Consider the following 21229-nt stretch of genomic DNA (forward strand, 5'->3'; position numbering starts at 1 on the left):
GTGCTCCGACTTCAAAGTTTTTTATCTTGCTTGAGCAGGGCTTTCCTGTTTCCCCACCCTGTGGATGAGAATCAGTTTAAATCGGGCGTTGAAGGTTGGCCCCGTCGGGGATGGGATGTGTAGAACCTGGGGAAAGTCAAGCCGAGATTTCGTCGGGCGCGTCACGGGCCGACATCGGCGGAAACTCGCGGATACCCCCCTAGACAGACGGTCCGGACGCGAGTATCGTCACCGGCAATCGACGCATCTGCGCCGAGGTGACGTTGCCTTCGGAGGGGGAGGTCGACGTGGACGTTCGGGCCACCCGACGCGGCGTTCCAGCCGCCGTCCTCTGGGGTGCCCTGGGAGTGCTCGCTTGGGCGACTCTCGCCGTCTTCCTCGGAGGCGGGTCCGCGCATGCGGACGACCGCGACGATGGCCCACTCGACGGACTCACTTCGCTCGTCGGCGACACGGTGTCGAGCGTGACAGCTCCCGTGAAGCCGGTCGTCACGGAGGTTGTCGCTCCGGTCGTCACGAAGGTGGTCGCGCCGGTCGTCACCAAGGCCGTCGCCCCCGTGCAGCACACCGCACCGGCGGTCGTCGAGACCGTCACGGAGACCGTCGCCGCAACTCCGGTCGTCGGCACCGTGACAGCGCCCGTCGTGCAGGCGGTCACGGAGACGGCGCACGACGTGGTCGCCCCCGTCACCGCGGTGCTCTCCGACGCGCCGGTTTCGCAGATCACCGATCCACTCCTCGACACCGTCGCCGACCTTCCGCTCGTCGGAGGACTCGTCACCGATCTCGGCGTGATCACCACCGTCGACGACCTGGTCGACGTCGTCGACGACACCACGGCCATTCTCGGCGGCGTGGTGGATTCGACCGTCCCGCCCGTGCTCGACGCCCTGGACCCGACGACACCCGATCCCGCACCGGGTACCGGAGTGGTCGTGGAGCCCTCGACGCCCGGCGCCACCACGGTCGCGCCCAGAGATGAGGCCGCGCCCGGACCGGCGCCGCTCTCGGCGTCGTCCCGGGTGCTCGCCGGCGGGGCATTCGTCGCGACCGCTCCGACGGTGTCGACCGGGTCTTCCGACACGGTCGGATCCGGCGCCGACGCCACCGGTGCGCCCGAAAACTCTCCCCCGGGAACCCTCCCGGGCGGCCCTGTTCCCGCGTCTTCCTCCGCCGGTTCCGGCGGAGGGTCAGGCGCTGCCCACGCGCGTCTCAGCGACGTGGATCCTTCTCCGCTCCGTGCTGGCGAGCGGACCTCCGGCGCATCCGACGACGCTCTTCCGACGTCGCCGGTCGCCGACACCGACGTCTCTCCTGACTGACGGACCGTCACGTCGTTCCCTCGGGGACGACAGATGCCGTGCTGCGCGCGCACGTCGATCGCGCGCACCCATCAGACGATCCCATCATCAGTCAGGAGAACGATCATGCGCACGTACATCAAGCGGGCCCTGTGGGGCACGCTCATCGCCGGGGGCATCACGCTCCTCGGTGCGACGACCGCCAATGCGGCCGAGACGACCGGAGAGGACGGGCTGCTCTCGGGCACCCAGGCGGAGACAGCGATCACCGCCCCGATCACGGTCGTCGGCAACGCGATCTCGGTGCTGGGCGACACCGTCGTCTCCGCACCGGCACCCGCGCCCGCACCGGCACCCGCCCCTGCACCCGCGCCCGCACCCGCCCCCGCACCCGTCACCAGCGGGTCGGACGGCACGGCATCCGGCACCCAGGCCGTGGTGACCGTGAACCTTCCCGTCACCGTGTCGAACAACGCGGTGAGTCTGGTCGACGACAGCGCCTCGACCAGCGCCCCGGCCGCGGCTCCCCAGACCCCGGCTCCCCCGTCCGGGACACCGGCCGAGGCGCCTCTCGTGACCACGAACGGCGTGGACGGCGTGCTCTCGGGCACGCAGGCGCTCCTCGCGGTCAACGCACCGATCGCCGTCACGGGGAACGCGATCTCCCTCCTCGGCGACAGCGCCAGCACCGGCACGGGCACGCAGGGAGCCGCAGCACCGGCACCCGCCACCCCCACCGACGCAGCCACCTCCGGCGAAGACGGCATCGGCAGCGGCACACAGGTCACCGCCCCCGTCACAGCACCGATCACGGTGTCGGGGAACGCGATCTCCCTGCTCGGCGACAGCGCCAGCGCCAGCGCCGGCACGCAGGGAGCCGCAGCACCGGCACCCGCCACCCCCACCGACGCAGCCACCTCCGGCGAAGACGGCATCGGCAGCGGCACACAGGTCACCGCCCCCGTCACAGCACCGATCACGGTGTCGGGGAACGCGATCTCCCTGCTCGGCGACAGCGCCAGCACCGGCACGGGCACGCAGGGAGCCGCAGCACCGGCCAGTCCGGCCACCGGCGGGAACACCACCAGTGGTTCCGACGGCGTCCTCGGCGGCACCCAGATCACCGCACCCGTCACCGCCCCCGTGGGCGTGACCGGCAACGCGATCTCACTGCTCGATGACGCGACCGTCACCGGCACCGGCGGGAACGCCTCCGCACCGGCCACCCCGACCACCGGCGGCATCACCACCAGCGGTCTCGGCGGGCTCCTCGGCGGCACCCAACTGGCACTGCCGATCAGCCTTCCGATCACGCTCGGCGGCAACGCCATCTCGGTGCTCGGCGAGGCCACAGTGACGGACCCGGGCACGGACCCCGGTACCGACCCCGGCACCGACCCGGGAACCGACCCCGGTACCGACCCGGGAACGGATCCCGGCACCGACCCCGGAACTGACCCGGGAACCGACCCGGGAACCGACCCCGGAACGGACCCCGGCACTTCGACCGGTTCCGCCACCGCTTCGGGCGCGGCGTGGACCGGCCAGTCGACGGGGCTCGCGATGACGGGCGGGGCCTCATCGGCAGGGCTGATCGTCCTCGCCATGATCCTGCTCACCCTCGGAGGAGCGGGCCTTCTGCGACGTCGCGGAGCGTCGGCGTAAGGAGAAACGCCGGCGGTGCGGCTGTCCTCGGGGGAGGAGACCCCGCACCACCGGTGCGCCGACGCGTCATCACCCACCCCATCGCGACGGGTTCGTAGCCCCCAGCTCCCCGTCGCCCGACGCCGGCGCAGAACGGGCGGATGCCCCGTGGAAATCCCACCACGGGGCATCCGTCGCGCCCGCGCGAAGCATCCGAGGTCCACTTGTCGGGAGCCTGGGCAGATGCAAGGAGAAAGTAGCCTCGAACGCCGCCTCCGGACGAATTCTCCCGACAGGTGCACCGCCAACCGGCGAGGAGGAAGCGCGGGAAGACCGAGTCAGGGAATGTCGTCGACCTCACCGTAGGGGATGATCGCCGCGCGATACCGCTCCACGAGGTCACGCCATCCGAACCCCTCGGTGTACTCGTGCTCGTAGACCGCCTCCGTGAAGTGCCAGAGCAGATACGGGTGCGCGCCCAAGCCATAGAGCGCACCGTAGTCACGGTTCACGAAGGCGACACGCTCCTCCGGCGTCAGCACCCGGTCGTCCGCGACGGCGTCCGTACCCGCTCCTCCGGCGAGCCAACGATCGACGAAGCCCTCGGTGTCGGCCACGTACGCGTTCACGTTCGCGGTGCTCATCTCGACGGCGCGGATGAACTTGTTCATCATGTATCGGCTCACGACGCGGCCCCCCACAGGAAGAACGGACTGGAAGCGAAGCGCGAGGTCGTGGCCTCGGCGAGCTCCGCCGGTCGACCCTGCATCGCGGCGAGCGCGGCGACGATGTTCACGTACTGATAGGTGACGTTGCCCGCTGCCATGATCCGGTCGAATCGGCACCCGGCGATCGCTCCTTCGAGGTCGCCGTCACGCATCCAGGCGACGGCCTCGGCATCGAACTCGGGATCGGGGGAGCCGTTGAACGTGCGCGGTCCCCCGACGTCCGTGGCCATGTGCCCCGAGGTGAGCAGCCCCACCCTCGCATCGTTGTCCCACGACTCCACCGCGGTGCGCAGGTGGTGCCCGAGAGCGGCAAAGCGCGCGGCGGTCGGCAGCGGAGGGAGGATCGAGTTCGCATGGATCGGCACGATCGGCAGGTCGAGCTCGGGCCGCACGTACTGCAACGGGAGCACGAAGCTGTGGTCGAGGCGCCACTCGTGCGACACCGAGAAGTCGATCGTCTCGGGCAGCACCTCGCGGCCGGTGATCTGCGTCGCCAGCTCGGGGCTGCCGGTCAGCTCGGCGTACTCCATGCCGAAGGTGCGCACCTCGTTCTCGTAGGTCCCGTGGTACGACGCAGCCCGGCCGACGATGAACGCAGGCGAGTTGTCGGAGAAGAACTGGCGCACGTGATCGGTGCCGAGCACGATGAGCGTGTCGACTCCGGCATCGGCGATGGCCTCGCGGATGCGCCGGAAGTTCGCCTCGACCGCGACCAGATCATCGGGCATCGGCTCACGCATCGCCCGCCACAGCAACGGGTTGTGCGGGGTCGCGGCGGCCATGACGAGTTCAGCCACGATCGGCTCCTTCCCGGGTGCTCACAGTCGGAACAGCTTCCGTGCGTTGTCGAGCAGGATCTTCCGGCGCGACTCCTCTTTCAGCCCGAGCGCGTCGAACTCGGTCATCCACCGATCCGCGGTCGTCACGGGCCAGTCCGACCCGAAGAGGACACGGTCGGAGATCAGCGAGTCGGCGTAGCGGACCACTTCCGGCGGCAGATACTTCGGCGCCCAACCGGACAGATCGAGGTACACGTTCGACTTGTGCCAGACCATCGCGAGGTTCTCGAGGTGCCACGGCCAGGCCGGGTGGGCGCTGATGATGTTCAGTTCGGGGAACTCGGCAGCCACGTCGTCGATGTACGGCACCGGGCGGGCGTTCTCGAGCCGGTAGCCGCCACCGCCCGGGGTGCCCGCGCCGGCTCCGGGGAAGCCGGAGTGGAACATCACCACGAGTCCGAGTTCGGCGCAGGTCTCCCAGATCGGGAAGAACCGCCGATCGTTGGCGAGGAACTTCTGCCGGGACGGATTGAGCTCGCCGACGCCCTTGATGCCGTACTCGTCGTGCATCCGTCGGATCTCGGCGACCGCGGCCTCACCCTTCCACGGGTCGATGCCGGCGAAGGCGAGGAAGACGTCGGGGTGGTCCTGCTGCGCCTTGCCGAGGAGATCGTTCGGCGCACCCTTGATCCCGCTCGTGGTCTCAGAGTCGGAGTTCACGATGACGGCCATCATCTTGCGTTCGCGATACTGATCCGCCTGCTCGGCGAAGGACACGACCGGCCGCTCGCGCCCGAAGTGGGCGGCCATCTGGGAGTGCCTCCGGCCCATCGCGGCGATGAACTCCTCGGTCTGCGGGTGGGTGTGGACGTCGATCGCGACGAGGTCGTCGATGCCGGGCATCAGGCAGCCCCTTCCTTCGCTGGTGCGGGTTGGGAGTCGGTGGCCAGGGATCCGGGCCGCAGCCCGGTCAACGCTTCGGTGTCGGCCCCGAGTGCGGGTGCATAGCGCAGCTCCGGCCGACCGGAACGCTGGAAGCGGATGCTGGGAGCCGGGACGCGCAGTGCGCCGTCCGGCCCGTCGATCTCCTCGACCAGCCCCATGCTCGCGATCTGCGGGTCATCGAACAGATCACCCATCGTGTTCAGCGGCCCATGCGGGATGTCGTGCGCGGCGAGCCGGTCGAGCCAGTACGGGCGGGGACGGGTCGCCGCGATCTCCTTGAGCACCGCGTCCAGCTCGTCGTAGTTGCGCACGCGCCCCTCACGGGTCGAGAAGCGCGGGTCCTCGGCGAGGTCGGGCCGCTCCAGGACGTCGAGCAGTCCGGTCCAGAACTTCTCCGGCACCGACATGTGGATCACGAAGGCCTTGTCGTCTGACCCCCGGCACGCGTAGGCCTGCGCCCGACGCGGCCGCGAATCGGGCGAGGAGACCTGCCCCGTCTCGAGGAAGGCCGACGCCGACTCGGTGAGGAAGTCCAGCAATGCGCCGACCATCGTGACCTCGACATGCTCCCCGACCCCACTCACATCGCGAGCGTGCAATGCGGCGAGCACCGCTTGCACGGCCGACATCCCGGAGAGCAGATCGGAGAACGCCGGGCCGAGCGGGCGGATCGTGGACGCGGGGACGACCTGGCTGTACATGCCGCCGGTGGCGGAGATCACGGTGTCGTAAGCGGGACGCTTCGCGGCAGGGCCGGTGGGACCGAAACCGGTGATGGAACACGAGATGATCCGCGGGTTGCGGGCGTGCAGGTCCTCCGGACCGAATCCGAGCCGTGCGGCGACACCCGGACGGAAGTTGTCGAGCACGATGTCCGCGTCATCGACCAGGGCGAACAGCGCGGCGAGGCCCTCAGCGCTCTTCAGGTCGAGCACGACCCCTCGCTTGCCCCGGTTGTACGCAGCGAACTGCGGGCTCATCGTCGCCCGCCCCTCCCATCGGCGCATGGGGTCGCCCTCGGGCGATTCGACCTTGACCACGTCGGCACCGAGGTCGGCCAACAGCTTCGCCGCGAACGGACCCGAGATGTACTGACCGAGTTCGATCACGCGGATCCCGGCCAGCGCTCCGGCGCCCGGCAGTGCAGTGCTCATCACTTCTGGTCTCCTCTTCGATACCGAGGGCGGTCATCGCACATCGACGATGACCTTCCCCTCGCCCTTGCGGGGAAAGTCGCGATACGCCGTGGCGACGTCGTCGAACGCGTAGCGGCTGCCGACGAGCGAGGGCAGCGCACCGGCAGCCGCGAGTGCGAGCGCCTCAGCCACATCGTCGTAGCGGGCACTGGCCACGCCGGCCAGCCGCTTGCGGCGCAGGTAGAAGTCGCGAGCGTCGATGCGCAGATCGCTGTCGACGGAGGCGGCGCAGAACACGGCTCTGCCTCCCCACCGCAGGGCCGAGATCCCGGCGCTCAACGTCGGAGCGTGCCCGGACACGTCGAGGACGACGTCGAAGCCCTCTCCCCCGCTCACCGCAGAGGCCAGAGCCGCAGCATCCGGAGCCTGGATGATCTGCTCCTCGCCGAGCGCCGTGAGGGCACGGCGAGACGCGGCGACGACGTCGGCGCCGCGAGCGAGGGCGATCGCGACCGCCGCGCGGCCGAGTGTCCCACCGGCACCCGTGATGAGCACCCGCTCGCCTGCCGTGAGTGCGACGGTGCGGACGGCGTTGATCACGATGGACGCGCTGTGGACGACGGCGGTCGCCTGCGCAGCGTCGAGGCCCCGACGGTCGATCGCGTTGCGGGCGGGGGTGACGACGAACTCCGCTGCTCCCCCGTCGCGATGCACGCCGACGACGGTCTGACGCGGGCAGTCGGCCTCATCTCCCGCCTGGCAGTGCGCACAGACACCGCAGGCGATGTTGGGCTTGACCACGACGGCCTGGCCGACGCGCTCCGGATCGACACTCGCTCCGACTGCGACGATCTCGCCGGCAGGATCGATCCCGAGGATGCGCGGCAGCTGCGCCTGCGCCCCCGGCCCGGTGCCGGCGATGACGTTGAGGTCCAGCTGATTCACCCCGACGGTGTCGACGCGCACGAGCACTTCGCCGGTGCCGGGCGTGGGCACAGCCGTCTCCGCGACGGTCAGACCGTCCAGATCATGGCGGCTCAGCACAGCGGCTCGCATCTTCACCTCTTCATCGCGGGAATCTGTTTCGGATACTGTATCCAATTTGCATCTCGGACGTCTAGACCCTGTTCGAGCACGATATCCCCCAAACGATGGACACCGGAACCCAAATTGGATACCGTATCCCAAAATCCGCGTGAGGCGCCCCACTCCACGGAGGAGTCGCACGCACTTGCCCGAATGGAGAGTCATGCGCACGACACGAAACAGACTCGGCCTCGCCGTGGTCGGCGGCACAGCAGCACTGATGCTGCTCGCCGCCTGCGCCTCGCCGACACCGACACCGGAAGGCCCCGTCGAACTCGGCGACGGCGAACCCGGAGCCGCCGAAGACACCGACATCACGGTGGCGATCCCCTTCCCCGACATCACGATGTACTCGATGTACGTCCTCGCGACGGATCTCGGCTACTACGAGGAGGAGGGCCTCACCGTCGAGGTCATCACCGCCGACAACGTCACCGCCGCGGTCGCCAGCGGCAGTGCCGACATCGGCGTCGAATCCACCGGCACCGTGATCGATGCCATCCGCGGCGGCGTCGAGATCGACCTGGTCTCCGGGCATTACTGCCGGCAGAACTTCGACTTCGCGGTGCAGTCGGACATCGATAGCGTCGAGGACCTCGACGGCACGTCCATCGTGCTGGCGGGCACCCCCGGCGATCCGGCCGAGTTCCAACGAGCCCAGGTGCTCAAGGAGGAAGGCTGGGACGTCTCGTCCGTCAACACCGAGGTCGTCTACCCCGGCCCCGGATCGGAGTCGTGGACGGAGTTCTTCGTCAACGACAAGATCTCGCTGCAGCCCTTCTACGCCGATGATCGCGCCGCCCTCGAGGAACACGGTGCGAACATCGTCGTGGAGTCGCTGCGCAACTGGGCCAACGACGTGCAGATCGCCGGCACGCAGTGGGCGCAGGAGAATCCGAACACCCTGGTCCGGTTCCTGCGCGCCACGCTCAAGGGCACCGACTTCATGACGGCGCCCGCGCCCGGCGAGTTCCCCGAGAACGCGGAGGAGGCGCTGGACATCTACGAGGCCAACGACTTCGACGTCGCGGAGCTGCGTGAGTCGGACAGCGTCTGGATCCTCGACGGACACCTCGCGTGCCCGAACCTGTACTTCGACGACGAGGCGTGGGACACCACCATCGAGACACAGAAGCTCGAGCCCCTCGACTTCGACGACGCTCAGCTGGCGTACCTGTTCAAGGCTCAGGAGCTCCTCGGCCTCGACAACGCAGGACCGGCGACACTGCCCTACCCGTGACCGACAGACTGTTCCCGTCGCGAAAACGCACGCTACCTCGCTGTTTGGCGTGACATATCGCGACGGGAGCAGCTTTCGGCACCCGTCACACGAAGAGGCCCCACCGTTGCGCATGGCGGTGGGGCCTCTTCGCGTGTGCGGCGAGCCGTGCCCGGGGCTCGCACCCGGGCCGCGCACCCGGGCCGCGCACCCGGGGCTCGCACCCGGGCCGCGCACGGGGCTCGCGCCGCAGGTTGCGGGACGGAAAGCGCACCTTCGAGGTGTGTCTCAGGTGCGGTTTTGATCCCGCAGCACGAAAGAGGCGGACGACGCGACGAAAGACCCGGTCCCCGTCGCGCATGAGACGGGGACCGGGAGTCGAAGCGGCGGATCAGCCGACGATCTTGCGCTCGTCGTACCAGGGCGCGAGACGGCGCCGGAGAACCGAGATGAGCAGCAGCGTGAGGTTCGCGATGATGACCATCACCACGACCATCGCGATCGCCTCATCCATCCGGAACTGATAGGCGGCGAACTCCAGCAGGTGACCGAGGCCGCCGGTCCCGCCGAGGAACTCACCGAGCACCTCTCCCGTGAAGCCGAGCGCAGCACCGCGCTGGATCCCGGAGAGGCTGTAGGGAAGCGTGGCGGGGAAGATCACCTTCCAGCCGAGTCCGATCCCCTTGGCGCCGTACACCCGTGCCGCGTTGACGAGCGAAGGGTTCACGGTGACCGCACCCTCCATCGTGTTCAAGAGGATGGGGAACACGGCCAACAGGATCACGAGGGCGATCTTCGACTCGCTGCCCAGCCCGAGTCCGAGGATGAACAGCGGGGCCAACGCGACCTTGGGGGTCGAGTACAGCACCCAGAGGAACGGCGCGACCATGAAGCGCAGCACCGGCGACCAGCCGACCGCGAGCCCCACGACCACGCCGACGACGATCGCGATGGCGAGGCCGATCAGGAGGTTCGTGACGCTGAACACGAACGCCGACCAGAACTCCGGGTCGACCATGAGCTGACCGAACGCGACGGCGATCGCACTGGGGGCCGGCAGGAACGCGGCGGGTATCCACTGGAACCAGCTGACCACCGCCTCCCAGAGGAGCAGCACCGCGGCGACGACGCCGATCAGGAGCAGCGTCCACCTGCCCTCCCCGGAGCGCACCACGCGCCGTGGCCGCACGATTCGGACCGTTCCGGTTGCCGAGACCACGCTCATCGCTTGCCCTTCCTCGTCCACGGTGCGACGCCGCGTTCGATGGCCGTGACCACCTGCGTCATCCCCACGCTCCACAGCACGACGACCGCGATCGCCGCGAACGCCTGATCGGTCTGATACGTGTTCGAGGCGCGGATGATGAGTGCGCCCATGCCGCTCGAAGAACCGGCGAGCTCCGCCACGACCATGCCGATCGTGGCGAGCACCACCGCCTGCCGGAGGCCCGCGAACAGGAACGGGATCGTCGACGGCAGGTAGACCGAGCGGTACAGCCGCATTCGTCCCGCGCCGTACACGCGCGCGGCGCGGATGATGGAGGGGTTCGTGGTGCGCATACCGGCGGCGACGTTGAGCAGGATCGGGAAGATCGCACTGATCGTCACGAGGAAGATCACCGGACCGATCCCGAAGCCGAACCAGGCCTTCGCGAGCGGCTGATACGCGATCGACGGCGTGGCGTAGATCGTCCAGGCGATCGGCCCGATCACCCGATCGACCGGGAGCGAGGTGCCCATGAGGAGTCCGACCGGGATGCCGACGACCACGGCCAGCGCGAAACCGGTCAGCCATGCCTGCGCCGAGACACCGGCGTTGGCGGCGAGTGATCCGTTGGCCACGATCTCACCGAACCCCTGCGCGATGGCCAGGGGCGGAGGGAGGAAGACCGGGCTGATCCACCCGAGCACACCCACCACCAACTGCCACAGCACGAGGAGGATCACGACCTCGACCGCGATGACGGCGGCCTTGCCCCTCGCGCTCAGCCCGGCGAGCCAGGCGGCGACACCACCCCTGCCGAGATTCGGACCGGTGGCCAGGAGCGCGGTCATTTCGACACCGCCGCCGCCGTCGCCTCCCCTTCCAGCGCCTCCCAGAGGTGGTCGCGGAGTTCGAGGAAGCGTGGGTCGTGCTGCACCGAGCGCTCCGAGCGCGGGCGCGGGATGTCGGTCGTGATGATCTCTTTGATCGCCCCGGGGTGGCTCTTGAAGACGACGATGCGGTCGCCCAGGAGGATCGCCTCCTCGATCGAGTGCGTGATGAAGAGGACGGTCTTGCCCGTCGCCTCGATGAGCTTCTCGATCTCATCGCGCATCACCTCGCGGGTCAGGGCATCGACGGCGCCGAGCGGCTCGTCCATCAGCAGGATGCGCGGCTCGGCGACGAACGCTCGGGCGAGGCCGACACGCTGCTGCATGCCACCGGAGAGCTCTCGGGGATACGAGGACTCGAACCCCTTGAGCCCGACCATGTCGATGGCCTCCTGCACCTTCGCCCGCCAGTCGGCGGTGCGCAGGCCCTTCTGCATCTCGAGTCCGAACTTCACGTTGTCGAACACGGAGCGCCAGGGCAGGAGCGCGTAGTCCTGGAAGACGACGGCCCTGTCCGGCCCTGGCCCCTCGACCTGCTGCCCATCGACGAGGACGGATCCGGTGCTCGGCGCGACGAGGCCGGCGATGACGTTCATGAACGTCGTCTTGCCGCACCCCGACGGGCCGAGCACCGTGATGAACTCGCCCTCGAACACGTCGAGGTCGACGTTCTCGATGGCGATCAGCTTCTTCCCCGTCCGCGCGACGTCATAGCTCACCGAGAGCCCGGTGACCGAGATCAGCGGATCCGCCGAGTCCCGTACGGTGTGGTTCACGTCAGTCATCGTCGACCTCTCGTCTCATCGCCGCGCGTCGGTGCGCGGCTTATCGCAGCTTAGGAAGCACCTCGGTGCCGAGGAGTTCGATCTGCTCGAAGAACCGATCGAACTTGAACCGGAAGTCGAACACGAGGTGCTCGGTGCCGACCTCCTCGAACCGCCGGATCTGCTCGACGGCCTGGTCGGGGTCACCCACGATGAGCTGGCCCTCGAGGTCTTCGACGGTTTCGAAGCTGCCGGACGGCGGCTTCACCGCGAACTTGGCCTTGTTCGCCCAGGCGAGAAGCCCTGGGATGTTCACGTGCTTCAAAGCCTCCTCGCGCGTGTCCTCGATCGAGGTCGGCGGGATGACGGCGACGGTCGGCATCGGTCGGCCGTTCTCGTCGGTCATCTCGCGCATGGTCTGGATGCGCTTCTCCATCGTGAGGAGTCCGGTGCGCCCGGGCATCCACCCGTCGGCGAACTCCGCCGCGAGACGGGCCGAACGCGGGGTGGCGCCGCAGTACCAGAACGGGATGCGTCCTCCCACAGGCTTCGGCTCGATGGTGACGTTCTCGAACGAGAAGATGCCGTCGTCGTAGGTGACGTCGTTCTCGGTGAACACCCGGCGCAGGATCTCGGCGTTCGAACGCACCATCTCGACGCGGTCCAGGTCGCCCCAGCCGATCGCCTCGAACTCGTGGTCGAAGGTTCCTGCGCCGAAGCCGAGGATCAGGCGCGGGCCGAGCAGCTGCGTCATCGTCCCCGCCATGAGCGCCGTGACCAGCGGGTGACGGAACGGGATCAGCGATCCGGTGCCGAGCTCGATCTTCTCGGTGACGGCGCCGATGGCGGTGAGGGTGGTCAGCGCGTCGTAGAACGTGCGGTTCGGCTTCTCCATCTCCCCGTGCGGTTCGAAGACCAAGTGGTCGCGCACCCAGACGGAGTCGAATCCGAAGCTCTCGGCGAGCTTCGACCCCTCCAGGAGCTTCTCCTTGCTCGCCTCCTCGCCGAAGTGCGGCAGCAGCAGTCCGAATTTCATGTCAGTTCCCTTCCGCGGCGAACGCCGCCCTGTCTTCCGCCGATGCGGCGAGCTTTCCGAATGTGCGGTCGCCTGTGACCTCGTCTCCGACGTAGACGTCGACGCCGCGCACGAGGGTGCGCTGGATGCGGGCACTGATGGTGCGTCCGTCATACGGGGTCCAGCCGATCTTCGACAGCACGCCGTCGTTGGTGATGGTCCACTCCTCGGAGAGGTCGGCGATCACGATGTCGGCGTCCGCCCCGATGGTGAGAGAGCCCTTGACCCCTTCCAGGCCGAACTTGGCGGCGGGGATGTGGGCGACCATGTCGATCGCGCGCTGCAGGTCGAGCTCACCCTTGTTCACGGCGTCGAGCATGAGCTCGTAGTAGTACTGGATGCCGGGTGTGCCGGTGTGCGAACTCCACATCTTGGTCCACCCGACCTCCTTCTCCTCGCGGGTGTGCGGGGCATGGTCGCTCGCGGCGATGTCGATCGTCCCGTCACGCATGCCCTCCCAGACAGCGGCGCGATTGTCGTCGGGCACCCAGTAGCTGAGCGCGTACGGTCCGAGTGTCTCGACGTCATTCCACGTCGACAGGAACGGTGCCCAGTGGTTGACCTCGCAGGTGACGTCGATGCCGTTCTGCTTGGCACGGCGCACGGCCTCGATCGAGCGTCGGGTCTGGATGTGCGCGATGTGCACGGGGCAGCCGGAGGCCTCGGCGAGACGCAGCACGACGTCGATCGCGGTGTCCCAGATCACGCCCTCGCGAGCCGCGTAGGCCGAGGCGTATCCCTCCGGGGTGTTCTCGCCACGGGCGAGGTAGGCGCCCTCGATGTAGTCCATGAGCGCCTGGTCGTGCGGGTGCACGATGAAGCGCTTGCCGGTCCGGGCGATGTGATCCATGATCTCGAGCAGGTGCCCGTGGTTGTGGATGCCGGTACCGGAGGGGTGCGGATAGTCGCGGCCGGTGTCGACGACCATGTAGATCTTGTACGCCCGGATCCCCATCTCGCTCATGCCGGCGATCTCGTCGAACTTCGTCGGTGCGGGGTTGTGGTTCCAGTCGACGATCGATGATTCCTCGTACCGGCGGAACACGTCGGTCAGCGTCGCGACGTCGGTCGTCGGCGGCTTGAGGTTCGGCATCCCGAACATCGTGGTGACGCCGCCGGCCGCAGCCTGCAGGCTCGTCGTGTAGATGTCATCCTTGTGCTCGTAACCGGGTTCGCGGGTGTGCACATGCACGTCGACCATTCCGGGGAGCACGAGCTTTCCCGCGGCATCGATCGTGCGGGCGGCCGGGATCTCGGTGCCTCCCGCGACGATGCCGGCGACCTTGCCGTCGGCGACGAGCAGGTCGGCCTGCACCGGCCCTGCGGGGGTGACGACGGTGCCACCGGTGATCTTCAGATCCACGCTCATCGCGCGACCTCCTCTTTGCTGACGGATTCTGTGGTGATGGATTCGCCGATCGCGGGCGACGGCGACGACCGGTGGATGAGATGCGCCGGCCGCACGTACCGGTCGAACCACTCGACGATCACCGGAGTGGTCTGCTCCCAGTAGGCGTCGTAGGCGGCGTAGTGGGTGGTGTGCCGCTGCATGATGAGCTGCTTCGGGCCGCGGGCGGCCTCGTACAGCGCTTCGGCGTGGTCGGTCGGCGTGGTCGCATCGCCTTCGACGCCGATCACGAGCAGCGGCGTGGTCAGGCGGGACGCCGCTTCGATGGGCCGGTAGGCGAGGATGCCCTCGGCGCACGCGAGCGGGACGGCCGTCGGGATGCGGTCGTCGACATCGGCCTTGATCGTGGTGGCGCGACGTTCGGCCGTGGGGATCATGATCTCCTCGCGGGGGTGCACGATCCGCCCCTTCCCCTCGGTGACGCGCAGACGGCGGTCTTCGGCGAGGGAGTTCTGGAAGTCGAGCCATTCATACTCGCTGCGCATGCGGTGCAGCCAGTCCTCACCGTCGGCGACGGGCACCTGGCTCACAGCGGCCTTGATGCGCGGGTCGGCGTCGGCCAGGAGCACGGCGTTGCCACCTCCCGTCCCGCCCGTTCCGAACACCCCGATCGCGTCGGCGATCACGTCCTCGCGCGTGGTGAGGTACGTCACGGCGTTCACGAGGTCCTCGAGCTGCCAGGCCGGGGACAGGTAGCCGCGGTCGCCCTCGGAGTCGCCGAAACCGCGGTAGTCGATCACGAGCACGGCGAAGCCCGCCTGGACGAGGGCTTCGTGATAGCGGACGTAGAGCTTGGCATCTTTGAGCCCGAGCCAGCCCGGCCCCTGCACGAGCGCACGGTAGGGGCCCGCGTGATCGGGGGTGCGCCACACGGCGGAGATGCGCTGACCCTCGCTGAAGTACGAGACGGGTGTGGTCTGCATGGGTTCCTCTCGGCTGAACGCGGCGTCGCGATCGGCGATCTGCGCCGCTGCGGTGGGGCGATTCCCATCATCACGCATTTTGGATCCAGAATCCAGTATTGATTTGGATCCAGAATCCGCGCTAGCATGACCGCATCGCGTCGACCCGATTGGCCGACGCCGGTGGTCCCGACTTGGACTGCGAACGTGCTCTCGCTTGCGCCCTTCCCTTCCTCGTCTTCCGGAGAACCATGCCTGCCACCACCCGCGCCCTCGCCGCCACCCCGCTCCTCGCCCTCCTCGTCACCGCCGGATTGAGCGGATGCAGCGGCGCTCCCGCAGCTCCCGCCGCTGCCGCCGATCCGAAACCCGTCGTCCTCGACAACTGCGGCACCGAGGTGCCGGTGGATGACGCCCCGCAGCGGATCCTCACCATCAAGTCCTCGACACTCGAGCTCGCCCTGGCGCTCGGCGCCGGCGACCGCATCATCGGCTCCGCCTTCTCCGACGGGCCCCTGCCGGACGATCTCGCAGCGAGCGCGGAGGGCATCGACGCCGTCTCCGACAAGGTGCCGTCGAAGGAGGCCGTACTCGAGCTCGAGCCCGACCTGGTGTTCGCCGGGTGGGAGTCGAACTTCTCGGTCGACGGTGCCGGCGAGCGCGCCGACCTGCAGAAGCTCGGCATCACCACCTACGTCGCGCCCGCCGCCTGCAAGGCGCCGGGCTACATGCCCGACCCGCTCACCTTCGACGCCGTCTTCGACGGCTTCGCCGAGGCTGGCCAATTGCTCGGCGAGCAGGATGCCGCGTCCGCGCTGATCGCGGAGCAGCGCGCCGCCCTCGACGAGATCGCCCCGGACGACCGCGGACTCACGGCGCTCTGGTACTCCTCGGGCACGGACCAGCCCTTCGTCGGTGCGGGCATCGGGGCACCGCAGATGATCATGTCGGCGGCCGGCCTCGACAACGTGTTCGCCGACGTGCACGACACCTGGACGTCGAGCTCCTGGGAGCTGATCGCCGAGGCCGACCCCGACGTGATCGTGCTGGTGGATGCCGCGTGGAACACCGCGGAGTCCAAGATCGCGCTGCTCACGTCGAACCCGGTCACATCCGAGCTCGACGCCGTGCAGAACCAACGGTTCGTGATCGTCGACTTCCCCGCCACCGAGGCGGGGATCCGCAACGTCGACGCCGTGGAGTCGATCGTGACCCAGCTCGGAGAACGATGAGCGTCACTGTCCCGTTGCGGGCGGCGGTCCCGGTCGCGGCGACATCGACCGCCCACCCGAGACGGCGGCGCGCGGTCTCTGCCGTCGCCGTGCTGCTGCCCGCCCTCGCCGCCACCGTGATCGCGGCCGTCGCGATCGGACCGGCCGACATCACCCCCGGGGAGCTCCTGGCGAGCGTGTGGTCGCACCTGACTGGGGCGGCCAGCGGCCTCACCCCGATCCGCGACGCGATCATCTGGGAGGGACGTGTGCCCCGCGTGCTCACGGCGGCCGCCGTCGGTGGTGGTCTGGCCCTCTGCGGTGCTGTGATGCAGGCACTCACCCGCAACCCGCTCGCCGATCCGTATCTGCTCGGGCTGTCGTCAGGCGCGTCCACAGGGGCGGTGATCGTGATCGTCCTGGGCGCCGCGGTGGCGCTGCCGTTCGCGGCCTTCGCCGGTGCGGTGCTCGCTCTCGTGCTGACGCTCGCCCTTGCCCGCGCCGCCGGCTCCGCGGGACCGACCGCCGTCGTGCTCGCAGGTCTCGCGGTGTCGGCCGTGCTCGCCGCATTGACCAGCCTGGTGATCTTCTGGAGTGCGACGAACGACAGCTACCGCGAGATCCTCAGCTGGCTGCTCGGCTCACTCGGCGGCGCGGACTGGGCGGATGCGACCTTGGCCGGTGTCGCCGTGCTCGTCTGCGCCGTCCCCCTGCTGGCGTCGGCCCGTCCGCTCGACAGTCTCACGCTCGGGGACACCGCCGCCGAAGCCCTGGGCGTGCCGGTCACCCGGATGCGGGTGCTCCTCTTCCTCTGCACGGCCCTCTTGACCGGTGCGCTGGTCGCGGTCAGCGGCTCGATCGGATTCGTCGGGCTGATCCTCCCGCACGCGGTGCGCGCGGTCGTCGGCGCCCGGCATCGCGCGCTGCTGCCGGTCTCGTTCCTCGCCGGGGCGGTGTTCCTCATCTGGGCGGACACGATCGCTCGCACCGTGTTCGAACCGCGCGAGCTCCCGGTCGGGATCGTGACCGCGCTCATCGGCGGACCGGTGTTCGCACTGCTGATGCTGCGGATGCGGAGGAACCGGACATGACCGATCACCGAGACGGGCTCGACGCGCGGCGCATCCGCTTCCATCGCGACGATCGGCTCATCCTCGACGGGATGCACCTCACCGCGCCGGGCGGGGCGGTGACCGCTCTGCTCGGCCCGAACGGTTCGGGCAAGAGCACGCTGTTGCGACTGATCGCCGGCACGCTGCGCGGCGAGGTCGAGTCCGCCTGCCTGCACGGGGACTCGCTCCTGACGATGAAGCGCCGGGAGCGCGCGCAGCGGGTGGCCCTGGTGGAGCAGGAGTGGTCGGCGGCCGAGGGAATGACAGGACGCGACATCGTCGCACTCGGGCTCCTTCCGCACCGGGGCTGGCTGTCGTTCGAGAGCGAGGCGACGGACGCCGCGGCCACGGAGACGGCACTGCGCCGTGCCGGTGCCCTCGCGTTCGCCGACCGCGATGCGGCGACCCTCTCCGGCGGCGAGCGTCAGCGCGTGAACCTCGCCAGGGCCCTGGCGCAGCGTCCGGCACTTCTGCTGTGCGACGAACCGACGAACCATCTCGACATCCGCGCCCAGCTCGACGCCCTCACGCTGCTGCGCTCACTCGCCAGGGACGGGATGACCGTCTTCGCGGCACTGCACGACCTCAACCATGCGGCGGCCTTCGCCGATCGAATCGTGGTCGTCGCGAACGGTCATGTGCAGGCGGCCGGGTCGCCACAGGAGGTCCTCACCCGCGAGCTCATCGCCCGGGTGTGGAACGTCGACGCCGTGGTCCTCTCCCGACCGGACAGCGATCGCCCCCTGATCGTGTTCGAGGAGGCTGCGGTTCCCGTCCTAGGGCTGTGACCGTCGCCTGGACTAGACGAGCAGGGCTCGCGACGGCGCGGAGTCCGCAGCGAGGACGAACGCGCTCAGTCGCCGGGAGATCTCTTCCGCCTCGGCTTCCTGTCGGTGCAGGAGCTCGTGGGTGAGACGGTCGGCCGACGTCGGATCCGGCGACCCCTCGAAAGACATGGGCAGTGCCGCGCACTGCGTGTGCCCGCACAGCAGATGCGACAGTTGGTGGATCACGGCGTGGAGCCGGTACCACCGCGGGTCGGATTCCCGGAGGAGGATCCGCGCGCGATCACCGCTCACGAGCACGAAAGGCGCGATGCACGCCCACTCCCCCTCGCCGAGCAGCTCGACCTCGATGTCCACCCCCTGCAGGACCGACACCCGGTCCGTGATGCACTCCACACTTGCGCCGCATTCGACTTCCAGCTCCTCGAAGAGCTGAGTCACTCCGTTTCGTCCGTTCATGAGGCCCCTCCGCCCGATGAGCTCGCACCGTGATCGGCCGAGCATTGCTCCCACTAATGAGACGGGTCGAGGGCACGTCTCATTACGCCGATATATTGGCGACTTTCGTCCAGATCTCTCGCCGAACGTCTAAGGTCCGGGGGCGGAATCACCCGGCCAGTCGCTGGCCCACGAGGTACTGGTGCACGGCCTCACGGACCAGTTCTGCTTGTCGCGCACCCCTCTGTGCACGCAGTTGCTCGAACGCCTCCCAGTCCCGATCGGAGAGCGTGGCTCGCACTGTGCGCGCCGTCGCCGCACGCTGGGGCTCCGCACCGATGCGGGGACGGCCCCGGCGAATCTCGCCCTCCATTGCCTCGACCGATCCGTACTCGGCGATCGCGAACTCACGGCCAGCGGCAGCGGCCGCCTCGCCGGTCAGCGCGGGACCTACGGCCGTGAACGTCGCGTCCGGGTCCGCATAGCGATCGCTCAACGCGTCGTAATCGATGTTCTTCCCACTCATTCCGGATTCTCCTCTCGGTATCGCCGGATCGCCGGCCCCAACTGCATGACGTGAAAGATGACCGCCTCTCGTCCGGAACCGTCCACAGCCACCCGCACGATCACCTCAAGCTCGCGCTCGGTCTGTCCGTGCTCGGGACCGATGAAGAGCCGGTTGACCGTGCCGTCACCGTTGTCCTCCATGTCGCGAACATAGTTCGGATGCAGGAGCGCATACATGACATCTCGACGATCGACACCGTGCTTGCCCGCCGACTTCGCCCAGGATGGTGCCACGGCCTCGATCTTATCCAATCCGAGCCAATAAAGTAAGCCGATAAAATGGACCGAGACGCACGCCCGAACCGATAGGCAGCGTTGGATGAGGTGTGGACAGGCACATCAGGACCTAGTCCCGCGTCCTCCGAACCTCGTCGACCAGGTCGAGCACGGCTCCGGAGAGCGCGGCGGCGGTGTCGCGGTCGCGCATCCAGAGCGGACGGACCGGGGCGGAAAGCCTCTCGGCCTCGAGCGCGGGGGCGAGCGCGGCATCCTCTTCGGCGATCACCCACGCATCGAGCAGCCCCCCGGATGTCCGCGCACCGTAGTGGCGCCCGACCGCATCGGCGGCAGCGGGGATTCCGACCGCGGCGAGACACGCATCGGCCATTCCCCGCACCGGAGCGCCGGCGATGATCGGGGAAACCCCGACCACCGCTCCGGGAGAGGAACGCACCGCCTCGGCGATCCCGGGGACGGCGAGGATGGGGCCGAGGGAGACCACGGGGTTCGAGGGCGCGAAGAGCACAGCGTCCGCCTCCGCCAGAGCCTCCCGCACCCCGGGCGCGGGCGCGGACCGCTCGATGCCCGGCCAGTCGAAGCCCTGCGCCGGGAGACCCGCCCGATGCCGCGTCCACCATTCCTGGAAGTGCATGCGCCCCTGGTCGGTCGTCACGTGCGTGTCGACCTCGGAGTCCGTCATCGGGAGCAACCGGACACCGAGCGGCCAGCGCCCGGCGAGACGACCCACGACCTCGGTGACCGTCGCACCCTCATGGAGCCACCCCGTGCGCGCGACATGCGCTCCGAGGTCGAGATCCCCCAGTGTGAACCACGGCCAGCCGGCCCCCCAGGCTCCCAGCTCCGCTGCCACTCGCTCGCTCTCTCCGGCTCGGCCCCACCCCCGCCCGGTATCGTTCACCCCGGCGAGGGCATAGATCATCGAGTCGACGTCCGGCTGCAGGCGCAGACCGCTGAGCCACAGATCGTCACCGGTGTTGATGATCACCGTGATCCGGGCGCGGGTGCCCCCCTCCCCGTCGGGCCAACGTCGGCGCGCAGCCTCTCGCACGCCGACGACGAACTTCGATCCGCCGACACCGCCGGCGAGTACCACGACGCGTGGTGCCGCGGGGACTGTCATGACGCCAGCACCAGGGGCCGATCCACGAGCGCCGCGGTCCGCGGCCCGAGACCGGCGCGGCGTGCCGCACGGAGGTGCTCGGCATGATCGAGGTCACGCCTCAGTCCGCTCAGCACCGGGAACCCGACCTCCGCGAAGCCGGCCTCGTGATGGGCGACGGCCGAGCGATCGCCGAAACACGGGCGCAGCTCGAAGCCCGCCCGGGCGGTCGCGAGCACGGTGCCCGTCCCCTCCGCATCCGGAACGAACGCCCGAGGATGCGAAGACGCGAAGGCGAGTGCCCTGGCCAGTTCATCTGGGCGCAGCGCCGGGAGGTCACCGAGCATCACGGCCCGCGGACGAGCATCCGGCGCCGCGCTCACGCCGAGCGCGATCGCGGCGCCCAACCCCTCTCCCCGGTCCCGCACGACCCGCACGCGGGGCAGCACGCGGAGCGCGGTCGCCGTGATCTCGTCGCTCGTCACGACGATGACCTCGGCGACCCGCTCACAGGCCGCGGCGGCCTCGACGGTGTCCAGCGCTATCGCCCGAGCGAGCGGCTCGCGCTCGACCCCCGGCAGTCGCAGGCGCGACTTCCCGATCTCGGCCCGCTTGACCGGGATCACGACCACCCACTCACGCACGGGCGCCCCCAGCACCGAGGGCCCGACACCACCACTGCGGAGCATGTCGGCG

General features: G+C 69.0%; 22 protein-coding genes. 6 read left to right on the top strand and 16 right to left on the bottom strand.

The features are described from left to right. The first annotated feature begins 287 nt into the window (after window positions 1–287). The gene (locus tag LRQ07_RS17585; protein ID WP_256535374.1) at window positions 288–1322 is read left to right on the top strand and encodes a hypothetical protein; all 1035 of its coding nucleotides are present in this window, start codon (window positions 288–290) and stop codon (window positions 1320–1322) included. A gap of 105 nt (window positions 1323–1427) precedes the next feature. Further along, window positions 1428–2966, top strand: coding sequence for a beta strand repeat-containing protein (locus tag LRQ07_RS17590; RefSeq protein WP_256535375.1), 1539 nt, complete (start codon window positions 1428–1430; stop codon window positions 2964–2966). Window positions 2967–3283: 317 nt separating this feature from the next. Here LRQ07_RS17590 and LRQ07_RS17595 read toward each other — a convergent pair whose 3' ends face one another. The 5 genes from LRQ07_RS17595 to LRQ07_RS17615 are packed head-to-tail and all read right to left on the bottom strand — an operon-like array spanning window position 3284 to window position 7589. Beyond that, window positions 3284–3619: a hypothetical protein gene (locus tag LRQ07_RS17595; protein WP_156118325.1), complete on the bottom strand. Its 336-nt coding sequence runs from the start codon at window positions 3617–3619 to the stop codon at window positions 3284–3286. Between the two features lie 8 nt (window positions 3620–3627). Further along, the gene (locus tag LRQ07_RS17600) at window positions 3628–4470 is read right to left on the bottom strand and encodes a hypothetical protein (RefSeq protein ID WP_232763117.1); all 843 of its coding nucleotides are present in this window, start codon (window positions 4468–4470) and stop codon (window positions 3628–3630) included. Between the two features lie 21 nt (window positions 4471–4491). Further along, window positions 4492–5355: an amidohydrolase family protein gene (locus LRQ07_RS17605; RefSeq protein WP_256535376.1), complete on the bottom strand. Its 864-nt coding sequence runs from the start codon at window positions 5353–5355 to the stop codon at window positions 4492–4494. Then, complete coding sequence (locus tag LRQ07_RS17610) at window positions 5355–6551, bottom strand: CaiB/BaiF CoA transferase family protein (protein WP_256535377.1); 1197 nt, start codon at window positions 6549–6551, stop codon at window positions 5355–5357. The genes LRQ07_RS17605 and LRQ07_RS17610 overlap by 1 nt, the downstream gene beginning before the upstream one ends. Window positions 6552–6584: 33 nt before the next feature. Then, window positions 6585–7589, bottom strand: coding sequence for an alcohol dehydrogenase catalytic domain-containing protein (locus LRQ07_RS17615; RefSeq protein WP_256535378.1), 1005 nt, complete (start codon window positions 7587–7589; stop codon window positions 6585–6587). Between the two features lie 193 nt (window positions 7590–7782). Here LRQ07_RS17615 and LRQ07_RS17620 point away from each other — a divergent pair, with 193 nt between their 5' ends. Further along, window positions 7783–8859, top strand: coding sequence for an ABC transporter substrate-binding protein (locus tag LRQ07_RS17620; RefSeq protein ID WP_256535379.1), 1077 nt, complete (start codon window positions 7783–7785; stop codon window positions 8857–8859). Between the two features lie 370 nt (window positions 8860–9229). Here LRQ07_RS17620 and LRQ07_RS17625 read toward each other — a convergent pair whose 3' ends face one another. The 6 genes from LRQ07_RS17625 to LRQ07_RS17650 are packed head-to-tail and all read right to left on the bottom strand — an operon-like array spanning window position 9230 to window position 15102. Continuing rightward, the gene (locus LRQ07_RS17625) at window positions 9230–10063 is read right to left on the bottom strand and encodes an ABC transporter permease (RefSeq protein ID WP_131493192.1); all 834 of its coding nucleotides are present in this window, start codon (window positions 10061–10063) and stop codon (window positions 9230–9232) included. Beyond that, the gene (locus LRQ07_RS17630) at window positions 10060–10893 is read right to left on the bottom strand and encodes an ABC transporter permease (RefSeq protein WP_232763113.1); all 834 of its coding nucleotides are present in this window, start codon (window positions 10891–10893) and stop codon (window positions 10060–10062) included. Before LRQ07_RS17630 ends, LRQ07_RS17625 begins: the two co-directional genes overlap by 4 nt. Further along, entirely contained in the window at window positions 10890–11717 is an 828-nt protein-coding gene (locus LRQ07_RS17635; protein ID WP_232763112.1) for an ABC transporter ATP-binding protein, read from the bottom strand. The genes LRQ07_RS17630 and LRQ07_RS17635 overlap by 4 nt, the downstream gene beginning before the upstream one ends. A 40-nt stretch (window positions 11718–11757) precedes the next feature. Continuing rightward, a complete protein-coding gene (locus tag LRQ07_RS17640; protein WP_131493186.1) occupies window positions 11758–12732 on the bottom strand; it encodes an LLM class flavin-dependent oxidoreductase in 975 nt (324 codons plus the stop codon). 1 nt (window position 12733) lies between these two features. Continuing rightward, entirely contained in the window at window positions 12734–14140 is a 1407-nt protein-coding gene (locus LRQ07_RS17645) for a dihydroorotase (RefSeq protein WP_256535380.1), read from the bottom strand. Further along, window positions 14137–15102 (bottom strand): alpha/beta hydrolase, encoded by a 966-nt coding sequence (locus LRQ07_RS17650; RefSeq protein WP_256535381.1) that lies wholly within the window; start codon window positions 15100–15102, stop codon window positions 14137–14139. Before LRQ07_RS17650 ends, LRQ07_RS17645 begins: the two co-directional genes overlap by 4 nt. A 230-nt stretch (window positions 15103–15332) precedes the next feature. Here LRQ07_RS17650 and LRQ07_RS17655 point away from each other — a divergent pair, with 230 nt between their 5' ends. The 3 genes from LRQ07_RS17655 to LRQ07_RS17665 are packed head-to-tail and all read left to right on the top strand — an operon-like array spanning window position 15333 to window position 18192. After that, entirely contained in the window at window positions 15333–16313 is a 981-nt protein-coding gene (locus LRQ07_RS17655; protein WP_256535382.1) for a putative F420-0 ABC transporter substrate-binding protein, read from the top strand. Further along, window positions 16310–17383 (top strand): putative F420-0 ABC transporter permease subunit, encoded by a 1074-nt coding sequence (locus LRQ07_RS17660; protein ID WP_256535383.1) that lies wholly within the window; start codon window positions 16310–16312, stop codon window positions 17381–17383. The genes LRQ07_RS17655 and LRQ07_RS17660 overlap by 4 nt, the downstream gene beginning before the upstream one ends. Next, window positions 17380–18192, top strand: a complete 813-nt coding sequence (locus LRQ07_RS17665; RefSeq protein ID WP_256535384.1) for an ABC transporter ATP-binding protein — start codon at window positions 17380–17382, stop codon at window positions 18190–18192. Before LRQ07_RS17660 ends, LRQ07_RS17665 begins: the two co-directional genes overlap by 4 nt. Window positions 18193–18204: 12 nt before the next feature. On the opposite strand, the gene LRQ07_RS17670 is transcribed toward LRQ07_RS17665, so the two are convergent. The 5 genes from LRQ07_RS17670 to cofC form a co-directional block, all read right to left on the bottom strand. Then, on the bottom strand, window positions 18205–18648 hold the full coding sequence (locus tag LRQ07_RS17670; RefSeq protein WP_256535385.1) for a hypothetical protein: 444 nt from the start codon (window positions 18646–18648) through the stop codon (window positions 18205–18207). A 148-nt stretch (window positions 18649–18796) separates the two neighbouring features. Further along, a complete protein-coding gene (locus LRQ07_RS17675; protein WP_232763106.1) occupies window positions 18797–19153 on the bottom strand; it encodes a hypothetical protein in 357 nt (118 codons plus the stop codon). Next, window positions 19150–19428, bottom strand: a complete 279-nt coding sequence (locus LRQ07_RS17680) for a hypothetical protein (protein ID WP_232763105.1) — start codon at window positions 19426–19428, stop codon at window positions 19150–19152. Before LRQ07_RS17680 ends, LRQ07_RS17675 begins: the two co-directional genes overlap by 4 nt. Window positions 19429–19540: 112 nt before the next feature. Then, the gene (gene cofD, locus LRQ07_RS17685; RefSeq protein WP_256535386.1) at window positions 19541–20554 is read right to left on the bottom strand and encodes a 2-phospho-L-lactate transferase; all 1014 of its coding nucleotides are present in this window, start codon (window positions 20552–20554) and stop codon (window positions 19541–19543) included. Further along, complete coding sequence (cofC, locus tag LRQ07_RS17690; RefSeq protein WP_256535387.1) at window positions 20551–21222, bottom strand: 2-phospho-L-lactate guanylyltransferase; 672 nt, start codon at window positions 21220–21222, stop codon at window positions 20551–20553. Before cofC ends, cofD begins: the two co-directional genes overlap by 4 nt. Window positions 21223–21229 lie beyond the last annotated feature (7 nt).

It is taken from the genome of Microbacterium sp. J1-1, assembly GCF_024498615.1.
Lineage (GTDB): Bacteria > Actinomycetota > Actinomycetes > Actinomycetales > Microbacteriaceae > Microbacterium > Microbacterium aurugineum.

Bases quoted from the DNA above. Each gene is read 5' to 3' on its own strand.
- LRQ07_RS17675 (WP_232763106.1), bottom strand. From the start codon at position 19,153: ATGAGTGGGAAGAACATCGATTACGACGCGTTGAGCGATCGCTATGCG.
- LRQ07_RS17610 (WP_256535377.1), bottom strand. From the start codon at position 6,551: ATGAGCACTGCACTGCCGGGCGCCGGAGCGCTGGCCGGGATCCGCGTG.
- LRQ07_RS17650 (WP_256535381.1), bottom strand. From the start codon at position 15,102: ATGCAGACCACACCCGTCTCGTACTTCAGCGAGGGTCAGCGCATCTCC.
- LRQ07_RS17605 (WP_256535376.1), bottom strand. From the start codon at position 5,355: ATGCCCGGCATCGACGACCTCGTCGCGATCGACGTCCACACCCACCCG.
- LRQ07_RS17625 (WP_131493192.1), bottom strand. From the start codon at position 10,063: ATGAGCGTGGTCTCGGCAACCGGAACGGTCCGAATCGTGCGGCCACGG.
- cofD (WP_256535386.1), bottom strand. From the start codon at position 20,554: ATGACAGTCCCCGCGGCACCACGCGTCGTGGTACTCGCCGGCGGTGTC.
- LRQ07_RS17665 (WP_256535384.1), top strand. From the start codon at position 17,380: ATGACCGATCACCGAGACGGGCTCGACGCGCGGCGCATCCGCTTCCAT.
- LRQ07_RS17660 (WP_256535383.1), top strand. From the start codon at position 16,310: ATGAGCGTCACTGTCCCGTTGCGGGCGGCGGTCCCGGTCGCGGCGACA.
- LRQ07_RS17590 (WP_256535375.1), top strand. From the start codon at position 1,428: ATGCGCACGTACATCAAGCGGGCCCTGTGGGGCACGCTCATCGCCGGG.
- LRQ07_RS17670 (WP_256535385.1), bottom strand. From the start codon at position 18,648: ATGAACGGACGAAACGGAGTGACTCAGCTCTTCGAGGAGCTGGAAGTC.
- LRQ07_RS17615 (WP_256535378.1), bottom strand. From the start codon at position 7,589: ATGCGAGCCGCTGTGCTGAGCCGCCATGATCTGGACGGTCTGACCGTC.
- LRQ07_RS17595 (WP_156118325.1), bottom strand. From the start codon at position 3,619: ATGATGAACAAGTTCATCCGCGCCGTCGAGATGAGCACCGCGAACGTG.
- LRQ07_RS17630 (WP_232763113.1), bottom strand. From the start codon at position 10,893: ATGACCGCGCTCCTGGCCACCGGTCCGAATCTCGGCAGGGGTGGTGTC.
- LRQ07_RS17640 (WP_131493186.1), bottom strand. From the start codon at position 12,732: ATGAAATTCGGACTGCTGCTGCCGCACTTCGGCGAGGAGGCGAGCAAG.
- LRQ07_RS17635 (WP_232763112.1), bottom strand. From the start codon at position 11,717: ATGACTGACGTGAACCACACCGTACGGGACTCGGCGGATCCGCTGATC.
- cofC (WP_256535387.1), bottom strand. From the start codon at position 21,222: ATGCTCCGCAGTGGTGGTGTCGGGCCCTCGGTGCTGGGGGCGCCCGTG.
- LRQ07_RS17655 (WP_256535382.1), top strand. From the start codon at position 15,333: ATGCCTGCCACCACCCGCGCCCTCGCCGCCACCCCGCTCCTCGCCCTC.
- LRQ07_RS17645 (WP_256535380.1), bottom strand. From the start codon at position 14,140: ATGAGCGTGGATCTGAAGATCACCGGTGGCACCGTCGTCACCCCCGCA.
- LRQ07_RS17620 (WP_256535379.1), top strand. From the start codon at position 7,783: ATGCGCACGACACGAAACAGACTCGGCCTCGCCGTGGTCGGCGGCACA.